This window comes from Micromonospora sp. NPDC050495 (genome assembly GCF_040655175.1).
GTDB lineage: Bacteria > Actinomycetota > Actinomycetes > Mycobacteriales > Micromonosporaceae > Micromonospora.
This window is the reverse complement of record NZ_JBFAJK010000006.1, coordinates 89,982-102,497: the sequence shown is the minus strand read 5'-3', so window position 1 is coordinate 102,497 and position 12,516 is coordinate 89,982. Positions and strand designations below refer to the sequence as shown.

10 protein-coding genes are annotated in these 12,516 nt (G+C 75.1%); 6 read left to right on the top strand and 4 right to left on the bottom strand.

Going from position 1 to position 12,516, the window contains the following annotated elements; translation table 11 throughout:
* Positions 1 to 45 precede the first annotated feature (45 nt).
* The 4 genes from AB0I11_RS09720 (at position 46) to AB0I11_RS09705 (ending at position 4,962) form a co-directional block, all read left to right on the top strand.
* A complete protein-coding gene (locus tag AB0I11_RS09720) occupies positions 46 to 1,689 on the top strand; it encodes a glycosyl hydrolase family 18 protein (RefSeq protein WP_357316202.1) in 1,644 nt (547 codons plus the stop codon).
* A gap of 217 nt (positions 1,690 to 1,906) precedes the next feature.
* Positions 1,907 to 2,398: a hypothetical protein gene (locus AB0I11_RS09715; protein ID WP_357316197.1), complete on the top strand. Its 492-nt coding sequence runs from the start codon at positions 1,907 to 1,909 to the stop codon at positions 2,396 to 2,398.
* A gap of 114 nt (positions 2,399 to 2,512) precedes the next feature.
* Positions 2,513 to 3,919, top strand: a complete 1,407-nt coding sequence (locus AB0I11_RS09710) for a class II 3-deoxy-7-phosphoheptulonate synthase (protein ID WP_357316194.1) — start codon at positions 2,513 to 2,515, stop codon at positions 3,917 to 3,919.
* A 23-nt stretch (positions 3,920 to 3,942) separates the two neighbouring features.
* Positions 3,943 to 4,962 carry a GntG family PLP-dependent aldolase gene (locus AB0I11_RS09705; RefSeq protein ID WP_357316587.1) on the top strand — a complete coding sequence of 340 codons (1,020 nt, stop codon included), beginning with the start codon at positions 3,943 to 3,945 and terminating at the stop codon, positions 4,960 to 4,962.
* Positions 4,963 to 5,127: 165 nt separating this feature from the next.
* On the opposite strand, the gene AB0I11_RS09700 is transcribed toward AB0I11_RS09705, so the two are convergent.
* Positions 5,128 to 5,988 carry a deoxyribonuclease IV gene (locus AB0I11_RS09700; RefSeq protein ID WP_357316583.1) on the bottom strand — a complete coding sequence of 287 codons (861 nt, stop codon included), beginning with the start codon at positions 5,986 to 5,988 and terminating at the stop codon, positions 5,128 to 5,130.
* Positions 5,989 to 6,047: 59 nt separating this feature from the next.
* Positions 6,048 to 8,030, bottom strand: a complete 1,983-nt coding sequence (gene pknB / locus AB0I11_RS09695; RefSeq protein WP_357316191.1) for a Stk1 family PASTA domain-containing Ser/Thr kinase — start codon at positions 8,028 to 8,030, stop codon at positions 6,048 to 6,050.
* A 155-nt stretch (positions 8,031 to 8,185) separates the two neighbouring features.
* Here pknB and AB0I11_RS09690 point away from each other — a divergent pair, with 155 nt between their 5' ends.
* Positions 8,186 to 8,557 carry an Rv2175c family DNA-binding protein gene (locus AB0I11_RS09690; protein WP_357316188.1) on the top strand — a complete coding sequence of 124 codons (372 nt, stop codon included), beginning with the start codon at positions 8,186 to 8,188 and terminating at the stop codon, positions 8,555 to 8,557.
* A gap of 242 nt (positions 8,558 to 8,799) precedes the next feature.
* Here the strand turns inward: AB0I11_RS09690 and AB0I11_RS09685 are convergent, their stop codons facing one another.
* Positions 8,800 to 9,882, bottom strand: a complete 1,083-nt coding sequence (locus AB0I11_RS09685; RefSeq protein ID WP_357316185.1) for a polyprenyl synthetase family protein — start codon at positions 9,880 to 9,882, stop codon at positions 8,800 to 8,802.
* 9 nt (positions 9,883 to 9,891) lie between these two features.
* Positions 9,892 to 11,349, bottom strand: coding sequence for a helix-turn-helix transcriptional regulator (locus AB0I11_RS09680; RefSeq protein ID WP_357316181.1), 1,458 nt, complete (start codon positions 11,347 to 11,349; stop codon positions 9,892 to 9,894).
* A gap of 226 nt (positions 11,350 to 11,575) precedes the next feature.
* On the opposite strand from AB0I11_RS09680, the gene metF reads away from it, so the two are divergent.
* Complete coding sequence (metF, locus tag AB0I11_RS09675) at positions 11,576 to 12,493, top strand: methylenetetrahydrofolate reductase [NAD(P)H] (protein WP_357316178.1); 918 nt, start codon at positions 11,576 to 11,578, stop codon at positions 12,491 to 12,493.
* The last annotated feature ends 23 nt before the right edge of the window (positions 12,494 to 12,516 follow it).

Here is a 12,516-nt window from a genome sequence, read left to right as displayed (position 1 = left end):
AGCATTCAATAAGGAAAGTTTCCTAACTAATAAGGGAGACGCCGTATGAAGAGATCGCTCCGCCGGGCCCTGTGGGCCACCGGCGCCGTGGTCGCGCTGGTGGCCGCGGGTGCGCCGTTGGCGACCGCCTCCGCGGCGGGCAGCGTGACCGCCACCTTCACCAAGGTGCAGGACTGGGGGACCGGTCACGAGACGAAGGTGACCATCACCAACGGCACCAGCGCCAGCGTCGCCACCTGGCGCATCGAGTTCGACCTGCCCGCCGGCACCACGATCAGCAGCTTCTGGGACGCCGACGTCACCAGCAGCGGCAGCCACTACGTCGCGGTGAAGAAGAGCTGGGCCGGTCCGCTCGCCCCCGGCGCCAGCTTCAGCTGGGGCTACAACGGCACCGGGGCGTACAAGGCGCCGGTGACCTGCACCGTCAACGGGGCGTCCTGCTCCGGCGGCGGCACTCCGACCACCACGGCCGCGCCCACCACGGCCGCCCCGACCACCGCGCCGCCCACCACCGCCCCGCCGACCACGGCCCCGCCGACCACCGCCCCGCCCACCACGCCGCCGCCCTCGACCGGGGGCAAGAAGGTGGTCGGCTACTTCGCCGAGTGGGGCGTCTACGCCCGCAACTACCACGTGAAGAACATCCACACCAGCGGGTCCGCCGCCAAGCTCACCCACATCCTGTACGCCTTCGGCAACACCACCGGCGGCCGGTGCAGCATCGGCGACAGCTACGCCGACTACGACAAGGCGTACACCGCGGCGGACAGCGTCGACGGCGTCGCCGACACCTGGGACCAGCCGCTGCGCGGCAGCTTCAACCAGCTGCGCAAGCTGAAGAAGATGTACCCGAACCTGAAGGTGATCTGGTCCTTCGGTGGCTGGACCTGGTCGGGCGGCTTCACCCAGGCCGCGCAGAACCCGGCCGCGTTCGCCGACTCCTGCTACTCCCTGGTCGAGGACCCGCGCTGGGCGGACGTCTTCGACGGCATCGACGTCGACTGGGAGTACCCGAACGCCTGCGGCCTGCAGTGCGACAGCAGCGGCCCGAACGCCTTCAAGAACGTGGTGAGCGCGCTGCGCAGCAGGTTCGGCTCCAGCGCCCTGGTCACCGCGGCGATCACCGCCGACGGCAGCAACGGCGGCAAGATCGACGCGACCGACTACGCCGGCGCCGCGCCGTACCTCAACTGGCTGATGCCGATGACGTACGACTACTTCGGCGCCTTCAACGCCCAGGGGCCGACCGCGCCGCACTCGCCGCTCACCTCGTACACCGGCATCCCGCAGCAGGGCTTCTGGTCGGACGCGGCGATCCAGAAGCTCAAGTCCAAGGGCATCCCCTCGGACAAGCTGCTGCTCGGCATCGGCTTCTACGGCCGGGGCTGGACCGGGGTGACCCAGACCGCCCCCGGCGGCACCGCCACCGGCCCGGCGCCGGGCACCTACGAGCAGGGCATCGAGGACTACAAGGTGCTCAAGAACAGCTGCCCGACCACCGGAACCATCGGCGGCACGGCGTATGCCAAGTGCGGCTCGAACTGGTGGGGCTACGACACGCCGGCCACCATCGGCGGCAAGATGACCTACGCCAGGAACCAGGGCCTCGGTGGCGCCTTCTTCTGGGAGCTCTCCGGTGACACCAGCAACGGTGAGCTGATCGGCGCCATCAAGGGCGGGCTCGGCTGACGCCGAGCGCCGACGCACCACCCACCCGGCGGGGAGGGGCCACGCACCGGCCCCTCCCCGCCCGCGTGTTCCGCGCCGATCGGGGTGTCGTGCCGCGCGTGCCGCGCTGGCCCACCCGGGCCGGGCCGGGCGAGGATGGGTGGGCACCGGACGGCCCATGTGGCAGACTCGCCGTCCGGCGTGCCGCGCCGCCGTACGTCGAGGGGGAGGGACCGCGATGGGCCAGACGCACCGGGCAACGGTGACGGGCGTCACCCTGCTCGCCCTGCTGCCGCTCACCCTGGCCGGCTGCGGCCTCGGCGGCGACGACACCGCCGGCGGCCCGGCCACCGAGGCGAACCGCGCGCCCGCCGACGAGGCGGCGGCCAAGAGCCGGGAGCGGGTGCAGGCGTACCTCGACGCGATGGCCGCCAAGGACGCCGACGCCGGACGCAGCCAGCTCTGCGCGCCGTTGCAGGCCCGCTTCGACGCCGACGCCACCGGCCCCAACGGCGACTTCGCCGATCACTTCACCGTCCCGCAGGCCACCATCACCGACGTCCGCTCCGGCCCGCACGGCCAGGAGGTCAGCACGGCCGTCACGGTCGCCGTCGGGTCCCGCAAGGCCACCCGGGCGCTGCTGTTCACGGTCACCCGCAGCGGCGCCGACTGGTGCATCACCGGCGAGGCGCCCGGCGGGAACAGCCCGGAGCCGGCCGTCACCCCGTGACCGGCCACCCGGCGTGACCAGCGGCGCTCCGCCGGTGTGGCGGTGCCCTCCCAGAGGCCGGAACCGTCCCCCTCGCCGACGGGCCGCCCCGGCGGTCGCCGTACGCTTTGGGTCATGCGCCATGAGTGGCACCAGCTGAGTCATCCCGCGGTGGGCAGCCCCAGCCTGCAGACCAGTCGTCCGACGGCCGACTCCGCCGAGGACGCGGCCCTCGGCCTGGACCGCTGGCGGGACCTGCCCCGCGCGCAGACCCCGCCCTGGCCGGACCCGGCCCAGGTCGCCCAGGTCTGCAAGGTGCTCGACACGGTGCCCTCGGTGGTCGCCCCGTACGAGGTCGACCAGCTCCGGCAGCGGCTCGCGCTGGTCTGCGAGGGCAAGGCGTTCCTGCTCCAGGGCGGCGACTGCGCGGAGACCTTCGTCGACAACACCGAGAGCCACCTGCTGGCCAACGCCCGCACCCTGCTCCAGATGGCCATCGTGCTGACCTACGGCGCGTCCCTGCCGGTGGTCAAGGTGGCCCGGGTCGCCGGCCAGTACACCAAGCCCCGGTCGCTGCCGACCGACGCGCGCGGCCTCCCGGCCTACCGCGGCGACATGATCAACTCGTTGGAGACCACGCCGGAGGCGCGGATCGCCGACCCGCAGCGCATGATCCGGGCGTACGCCAACTCGGCCGCCGCCATGAACATGCTCCGCGCCTACCTGGCCGGCGGGCTGGCCGACCTGCACGCGGTGCACGACTGGAACAAGGACTTCGTCAAGCAGTCACCGGCCGGCGAGCGCTACGAGGCGATCGCCCGGGAGATCGACCGGGCCATCGCCTTCATCCGCGCCTGCGGGATGACCGACGACGAGGCGCTGCGCACCGTCACCCTCTACTGCTCGCACGAGGCCCTCGCCCTGGAGTACGACCGCGCGCTCACCCGGATCTCCGGCGACCGGGCGTACGGCCTCTCCGGGCACTTCCTCTGGATCGGCGAGCGGACCCGCCAGCTCGACGGCGCGCACATCGACTACATCTCCCGGATCGCCAACCCGATCGGGGTGAAGCTCGGCCCGACCACCACCCCGGACGAGGCCATCGAGCTGTGCGAGAAGCTCAACCCGGACAACGTCCCCGGCCGGCTGACCCTGATCAGCCGGATGGGCAACCACCGGGTCCGCGACGCGCTGCCCCCGATCGTCGCCAAGGTCACCGCGGCCGGCGCCAAGGTGGTCTGGCAGTGCGACCCGATGCACGGCAACACCCACGAGTCCTCCAACGGCTACAAGACCCGGCACTTCGACCGGATCGTCGACGAGGTGCTCGGCTACTTCGAGGTGCACCGCGGCCTGGAGACCCACCCGGGCGGCCTGCACGTCGAGCTGACCGGCGAGGACGTCACCGAGTGCCTCGGCGGCGCCCAGGGCATCGAGGACCTCGACCTGCCCGGCCGGTACGAGACCGCCTGCGACCCGCGACTGAACACCCAGCAGTCGCTGGAGCTGGCCTTCCTGGTCGCGGAGATGCTCCGTGGCTGACCCGAGGAGTGAACGTGGCTGACCTGATCGATCTCCGTTCGGACACCGTGACCCGGCCCACCGCCGGGATGCGGGAGGCCATGGCGACCGCCGAGGTCGGCGATGACGTCTACGCCGAGGACCCGACCGTCACCGCGCTGGAGGCCGAGGTCGCCGCGCTGTTCGGGCACGAGGCCGCGCTCTTCGCCCCGAGCGGCTCGATGGCCAACCAGATCGCCCTCCAGCTGCTCGTCCCCCCCGGCGACGAGCTGCTCTGCGACGCCGACGCGCACGTCGTGACGTACGAGATCGGCGCCGCCGCCGTGTACGGCGGCATCTCCTCGCGGACCTGGCCGGCGGTCGGCGCGCAGATCGACCCGGACGTGGTGGCCGGCATGATCCGCCCCGACGGCTACTTCGCGGTGCCCACCCGGGCGATCGCCGTGGAGCAGACCCACAACCGGGGCGGCGGCGGGGTGATCCCGCTGTCCACCCTGCGCGAGCTGCGCCGCGTCGCCGACGACCACGAGCTGGCCCTGCACTGCGACGGCGCCCGGATCTGGCACGCGCACGTGGCCGACGGGGTGCCGCTGGCCGAGTACGGCGCGCTCTTCGACACCCTGTCGGTCTGCCTCTCCAAGGGCCTCGGCGCGCCGGTCGGCTCCCTGGTGGTGGGCAGCGCCGAGCGGATCGCCCGGGCCCGGTTCATCCGCAAGCGGATGGGCGGCGGGATGCGGCAGGTCGGCGTGCTCGCCGCCGCCGGCCGGTACGCCCTGGCCCACCACGTGCAGCGGCTCGCCGAGGACCACGCGAAGGCGGCCCGGCTCGCCGAGGCCGTCGCCCCGCACGGCGTGCTCGCTACGGCGGCGCGGACCAACATCGTCCCGCTCGACCTGACCAAGCACCCGCTGGACGCGAAGGCCCTGGCTGCCGCGGCCCGGGAGCAGGGCGTGCTGATCTCCGTGCTCGGCCCGCGTACCGCCCGCCTGGTGACCCACCTGGACGTGTCGGACGCCGAGGTCGACCGCGCCGCCGAGGTCCTCACCACCCTCCTCCGCGCCTAACCACCACCCCTCCCGCCTCCCACCCCCCGCTCCCCGCTCCCGCGATCATGGAGTTGTGGCGCCTCGGATGCCGGCAATATCCCCTTTGCCCACCGCCACAACTCCTTGATCGACGCAGGAGGTGGCGGGGGCGGGAGGGGGAGGGGGAGGGGAGGGGGCGGGGGGTTAGGGGTGGAGGCGCTTGAGGGTGGCGATGTCGGCGGCGTGGCCGACGTGCTTCTCCGTGGGGGTCTCCACCAGCACCGGGACGCCGGCCGTGGCCGGGTGGCGCATCAGCTCGGCGAACGCCGGCTCGCCGATGGTGCCCTTGCCGATGTTCTCGTGCCGGTCCCGGGTCGAGCCGCACAGGTCCTTCGAGTCGTTCGCGTGCACCAGCCGCAACCGGTCCGCGCCGACCGTGGCGACCAGGGTGTCCAGCGCCGCGGTCATGCCGCCCTCGGCGGCCAGGTCGTGCCCGGCCGCCCAGGCGTGGCAGGTGTCGAAGCAGACGCCCATCATGGGGTGCCGGTCGACCGCGTCCAGGTAGGGGCCCAGGTGCTCGACCCGGGAGGCCAGCGACCGCCCGCCGCCGGCGCTCGGCTCGACCAGCAGCATCGGCCCGCCGACGGCCGCCGTCTCGTCCAGCAGCGGCAGCAGCGCCTCGCGTACCTGCCGCATGGCTGCCTCGGCGTGGCCCGCGTCCACCGCGCTGCCGGCGTGGAAGACCACGCCCTCGGCGCCGATCGCCCGGCCCCGGCGCAGCGCGTGCGCCAGGGTCTGCGCCGACCGCTCGACGGTGGCCGGGGTGGGCGAGCCGAGGTTGACCAGCAACGAGGCGTGGATGAAGACCGGCAGCTCGCGCTCGCCGCAGCCGTCGCGGAACAGGGTGTCCTGGGCCGGGTCGCCCGCCGGTAGCGCCCAGCCGCGGGAGTTGGAGACGTAGACCTGCACCACCTCGGAGCCGGCCGCGTCGGCGTACGGCAGCACCGCCCGGGCCAGGCCGCCGGAGGTGGGGGTGTGCGAGCCGACCCGGCGCCGCGCCGTCACCCCGCTCCGCTCGGCGGCGGCGTCCGGTGCCGCGCCGCCGAGCAGGCTGATCCGCTCGCTCACAGGCAGGTCACCGTGACCGGGGTGCCCGGCGGCACCGGCGTGCCCTCCGGCGGGTTCTGGAAGCGGGCCACCCCGTTGGGGTTGAGCTGGATGGTGACCGGGAAGCCCTGGCTCTCCAGCACCTGCTTGGCCTGCTGGCAGGGCAGGTCGACGACCCGGGGGACGGCCACCTGCGGCGGACCCTTGCTGACGTCCAGCCTGACCTCGGCGCCCTTTTCCACCCCGGCGCCGTCGGTCGGGCTCTGGCCGAGGATCTCGTCGCGCGGCTTGTCCGAGTCCTTGTACGTCTCCACCGGCTTGAGCCCGAGCCGGGCGAGGATCCCGCGGGCCTCGGTGAGGCTCTTGCCCATCAGGTTGGGCACGGTCACCGGGGCGCGGCCCTTGCTCAGGATCAGCGTCACCTTCGCGCCCGGCTTGACCACCGTGCCCACCTTCGGGGTGGTGGCCATCACCACGCCGGCCGGCAGTTCGTCGTCGTACCGGGACGGGCCCTTGACCGCGACCAGCTTGGCGTTGGTCAGCTCGGCCTGGGCCAGCTCGAACTCCTTGCCCACCACGTCCGGCACCGGCAGTTGCTCCGGGCCCAGGGACAGGGTCAGGGTGATCGTGCCGCCCTTGAGGATCCGCGCCGCCGAGCCCGGCTGCTGCCCGAGCACGCTGTCCTTCGGGATCTTCTCGTCGTAGCGGGGTTCGGCGTACCGGAGGGTGAAGCCACCCCGGTTGGCCTGCGCCTCCGCCTCGGTCTTGGTCAGGCTGACCAGCTGCGGGGCGACCGTGTACCGGCCCACCCCGAACCACCAGCCACCGACCGCGGCCACCAGGCCGAGCACCACCACGGCCGCGGCGACCGCCAGCCGGCCGCGGGGCGAGCCCATCACGCGGGTACGCAGCTCGGCGAGGCGCGCCCCCAGGCCCTCCTGCTCGGCGGCCCGGCGGCGGTGCGGGCGCTGCCCGCCGCCCTCCGGCAGCCGCGCCCAGGCCGGCCGCTGGGCCGGCTGGACCGCCGCCACCATCATGGTCGGCTGGGCCATCGGGGTGGTCTCGTCGGACACCTGGCGCAGCACCGCGGTGTGCGAGTTGCTGTTGCCCAGGTCGTCCCGGGCCACCTGCACCTCGGCCAGCAGCGCGCCGGCGTCGGTGGGCCGGCCGCCCGGGTCCCGCCGGGTGGCCCGGCCGACCAGGTCGTCGAGGGCCGTGGGCAGGCTCGGGACCAGGGTCGACGGGGCGGGCACGTCCCGGTCGACGTGCTGCCAGGCCACCTCGACCGGGCGGTCGCCGTCGTACGGCACCCGGCCGGTGAGCATCTCGAACAGCACGATCCCGGCGGAGTAGACGTCGGTGCGCGGATCGGCCCGGCCCTCGGTGACCAGCTCCGGGGCCACGTACGCGACGGTGGCCATCAGCTGGTTGCCGTGCTCCTCCTCGGCGCTGGCCTCGACCGCCCGGGCCAGCCCGAAGTCGGCCACCTTGACCACGCTGTCCACCAGGTTGGCGACGCCCCCGGTGGGCGCCTCGGCGACCAGCACGTTCTCCGGCTTGACGTCGCGGTGCACGAGGCCGGCCCGGTGCGCGGCGGCGATCGCGGCGAGCATCTGCTCGGCGATGGCCAGCGCCTCGTCCGGGTTGAGCCGGCGCCGCTCGGTGAGCACATCGCGCAGGGTGCGGCCCCGGACGTACTCCATCACGAGATAGGGCAGGCCGGCGTGGATGCCCTGGTCGTAGACCGCCACCACGTTGGGGTGGGTCAGCCGGGCGATGGTCTTCGCCTCGTCGGTGAACCGCTCCACGAAGCCGGCCATCCGGGCCCGGGTCTCGGGCGCCTGGGTCGGGTGAATGATTTTGACCGCCACGGTGCGCTCGAGGCGCTCGTCGGTGGCGGTGTACACGGTCGCCATGCCGCCACGGGCCACGCGACCGCGGATGCGGTAGCGCCCGTCGATCAGCGAGCCCAGCAACGTGTCGGCGACCTGTGTGTCCATCGGCAGGCAGTCTATGTGTCCATCGGGTGAAGGTTGAACAGGATGCTACAGCCGGGATGCGACCGGGCGGGAAAACGCGCGCCCCCGCGGGGCGGCCCGGAGGTCCGACGGGGTGCCGCTGCGGGGACGCGCCGGGCTCGTGGCAGGGTGGTCGGGTGACCGATTCCGTACCCGCCGACCTGCCGGGGCCCCGCGACCCGGCCGCCTGGCTGACCCTGCCGGACGTGGCCGAGCGCCTCGACGTGTCGATCAGCAAGGTGCACCAGATGATCCGGGACCGGGAGCTGATCGCGGTACGCCGCGACGGCGTCCGCCGCATCCCGGCCGACCTGGTGGCCAACCACACCGTGCTCAAGCACCTGCCCGGGGTGCTCAACCTGCTCGCCGACGCCGGCTACGACGACGAGGAGGCGCTGCGCTGGCTCTACCTGGCCGACCCCACCCTCGCCGGCGGCACGCCGGCGGCCGCCCTGGGCGGCGACCAGGCCCGCGAGGTGAAACGCCGCGCCCAAGCGCTCGGCTTCTGACCCCCCGGCCTGATCGACCCCCGGGCCCCACCCCACCCCTGGGCTCCCGCGCCCCGGTCGGCCCGGCCCGCGCCCCGGTCGGCCCGGCCCGCGCCCGGCCGGCTCGGCCCGGCCCGCGTCCCGGCCCGCGTCCCCCGGTCGGCCCGCGTCCGGCGTGGTCGATCATGAGGTTGTTGGCGCTCTGGAGATCGACTTCGCCGACAACCTCATGATCGACGCCGGGGGACGGGGGAGGGCGGGGGTCAGTCGGTGCGGCGGGTGGCGGCGATGGCCAGGTCCACCAGCGACTGGCGGGCCTCGGTGTCCAGGTCGACGGTGGTGAGGGCGGCCAGGGCGTTCTCGGTCAGGGCGGTGATCCGCTGCTCGGTACGGTCCAGGGCGCCGCTCGCCGTGATCAGCTCGCGTAGCCGGCGCACGCCCTCAGTGTCCAGGCCGGGGTCGCCGAGCCCGGCGAGCAGCAACTCCCGGCCGGCCTCGTCGACCGTCTCCAGGGCCGCCGCCACCAGATAGGTCCGCTTGCCCTCGCGCAGGTCGTCGCCGGCCGGCTTGCCGGTGCGCTCCGGATCGCCGAAGACGCCCAGCACGTCGTCGCGGAGCTGGAACGCCTCGCCCAGCGGCAGCCCGTACGCCGAGTAGGCGGCGATCACCTCGGCCGGCGCGTCGGCCAGCGCGGCGCCCAGCAGCAGCGGCCGCTCGACGGTGTACTTCGCCGACTTGTACCGCGCCACCTTGCCGGCCCGCTCCCGCGAGGTGTCCCCGGTGGCCTGGGTCAGCACGTCGAGGTACTGCCCGACGGTCACCTCGGTGCGCATCTCGTCGAAGACCGGCCGCGCCCGGGCCACCGTCCGCGGGTCCAGACCCGCCGAGTGCAGCAGCTCGTCCGACCAGACCAGGCAGAGGTCGCCGAGGAGGATCGCGGCGGCGTCACCGAAGCCGTCCGGGTCGCCGCCCCAGCCGGCCTCCCGGTGCTGGGCGGCGAACCGCCGGTGCACCGCGGGCTCACCCCGGCGGGTGTCCGAACGGTCCATCAGATCGTCGTGGATCAGGGCGCTGGCCTGCACGAACTCCAGCGCGGCCAGGGCCGCCACCACCTGGTCGGAGTCGACCCCGCCGGCGCCCCGGTAGCCCCAGTAGCCGAAGGCCGGGCGCAGCCGCTTCCCGCCGCCCAGCACGAACGCCTCGATCGCCTCGGCGACCGGCACCAGACCCTCGTCGAGGGTCGTCAGCCAGCCGCGCTGGCCGGCCAGGAACTCGGTGAGCGACTTCTCGACCCGCTGACGCAGGCCGGCGCGGTCGACGGGAGAGACGGGAGCAGCGTGGGTCACGCCACGACGCTAGCCGGTCCCCGTCCGTCCCGCCGTACCCCCGGGTCGGCGTGGCGTGCGACCCGCCCGGCGCGGCCGGCCAGGGCCCGACGCCCCGACGCCGGCCGCCGCCCCCACCGGCAGGTACGGCCGGGCGGCGGCGAGCAGGTCGGCGTACCGCCGGACGGCCGGCTCGTCGTGCTGCCCGGCCAGCCGGCGGCGGACCTCGGTGAGCTGGCCGACCGCCCGGGGCGAACCGGACCGGACGGCGTCGAGCAGCGCCGCCCCGGCCACCGCGCAGGCCGGCTCCACCTCGCCGAGTTGCAGGTGCCCGCGGGCCAGCCAGCCGCCGTACAGGGCCGCGCGGCGGGGCCGGCCGGGCGCCCGGGCGGCCGGCGCGAGCAGCGGCACCGCGGGCCCGGGCCGGCCCAGCGCGACCAGGGTGCGCCCGGTCAGCGCGGCCAGTTCGGCCTCGTCGAGCCAGTACAGCCAGGGTGGCTCCCGGCCGGGTTCGGGCCCGCCGCACCCGGCGGCGGCGTCCAGGGCCTGCCGGGCGGCGCGGGAGCGCCCGGCGAGCGCGGCGGCGAACGCCACCCGGTGCAGCAGCAGTGCCCGCAGCCCCGGCGAGGCGACCGCCCCGCTGCCGGCGTACCCCGAGCGGGCCAGCGCCAGCGCCCCCGCCGGATCGCCGACGCCGGCCAGCAGGTGGCTCGCCGCGCCGAGCACGTGCCCGGCGAACGCCCGGTCCCCGGCGGCCACCGCCGCCCGCAGCGCCAGCCGGTAGCCGTGCAGACCGCCGGTGACCTGCCCGGCGTCGGCGGCGAGCCAGCCGGCGAGCTGCGCGGCCTCGGCCAGCGCCGGCAGCAGCCGGCGGCGGTCGGCCGGCCCGGCCGCGCGGTAGGCGCGGGCGGTGTGGCGCAGCCGGCGCGCCCCGTGCCCGGCCAGGTCGGCCCCGCCGAGCAGGTCGTCCCAGCGTCGCAGCTCGGCCAGCCCGGCCGGGTCCGGCCACCGCCCGCCGGAAGCCGCCGGCGCCGCCCGGCCGGACGGGGGCCCGCCGGGGTGCGGCGGCCGGGATCCGGGCCCGGCGGGCGGTCGGGGCCGGGCCAGGTCGGCGAGCGGGCTGCCGGGGCGGACCCCGGCCGGGTCCGCCGACCAGCGGTGGGCCAGGGTGAGCAGGGCGGTGCGGATCCGGGAACCGGACCGGTCGATCGCCGCCGGCACCACCCCCAGCCGGCGGCTCCGCGCCGCGGCTCCGGCGAGCAGCTCGCCCGGCACGCCGAGCACCACGGCGAGCCAGCCCAGCCAGAAGTCGCCGGGGAGCCGGCGCTGCCGCTCCCACCGGGAGATTTCGTGCCGGGTCAGGGTCGGCACGCCGGAGGCGGCGCAGAGCGCGGCGGCGACCCGCTGCTGACTCCAGCCGCGCGCGGACCGCAGCTCGGCCAGGACCGGCCCGAACGGGCGCGGATCGGGGGGCGGGAACGGGATCATCGGTCCTCCGTGGGCCTCGGCGCGGATGGCGACGGAGGCGGCCCGACCGTGCCGGGCCGGCGCGTCGCCGGTCGTGCTGACCCCCGCGCGGGCCCCCGGCGCCGGCCACCGGCCGGCCCCACCGCGCGGCACCTTTTCTACCCCCGGGGTACGACGCTCCGCCCGGTCGTGTTCGCGGGCTGGGAAGCTCCTGGGTACGGCGGGCGCACGCCGCTAGAGTCGGGGCGTGGCGCTCGGTCTTCCCTCGGTCCTCCCCAATCCCCAGCCGGCGATCGGGGAGTTGATCCGTGCCGGTCGGCCGACCTTCTCCTTCGAGTTCTTCCCGCCGAAGACCCCGGCCGGGGAGCGCCTGCTCTGGCAGGCCATCCGCGAGCTGGAGTCGCTGCGCCCCTCGTTCGTCTCGATCACCTACGGCGCCGGCGGCTCCACCCGGGACACCACGGTCGCGGTGACCGAGCGGATCGCCACCGAGACCACCCTGCTGCCGATGGCGCATTTGACCGCGGTCGACCACTCCGTCGCCGAGCTGCGGCACGTCATCGGCCGGCTCGCCTCGGTGGGCGTCCGCAACGTGCTCGCCGTACGCGGCGACCCGCCGGGCAACCCGGGCGGCGAGTGGATCAGGCACCCGGAGGGCGTGCGCTACGCCGAGGAACTGGTCCGGGTGATCCGCGACGCCGGCGACTTCAGCGTCGGGGTGGCCGCCTTCCCGTACAAGCACCCGCGCTCGCCCGACGTGGCCAGCGACACGGCGAACTTCGTCCGCAAGTGCCGGGCCGGCGCCGAGTTCGCGATCACCCAGATGTTCTTCGACGCCGACGACTACCTGCGGCTGCGGGATCGGGTGGCGGCCGCCGGCTGCGACGCCCCGATCCTGGCCGGCGTGATGCCGGTGACCCAGCTGGGCACCATCGAGCGGTCCGTGCAGCTCTCCGGCGCGCCGTTCCCGCCGGCGCTGGCCGAGCGGTTCGCCCGGGTCGCCGACGACCCGGAGGCGGTCCGCCGGCTCGGCATCGAGCAGGCCAGCGAGATGTGCGCGAAGCTGCTCGACGAGGGCGTGCCGGGCATCCACTTCATCACCTTGAACCGGTCCACCGCCACCCGCGAGGTGTGGCAGCACCTCCAGGCCGACGCCCGGGTGTGACGACCCGGCCCACGACACCCGCG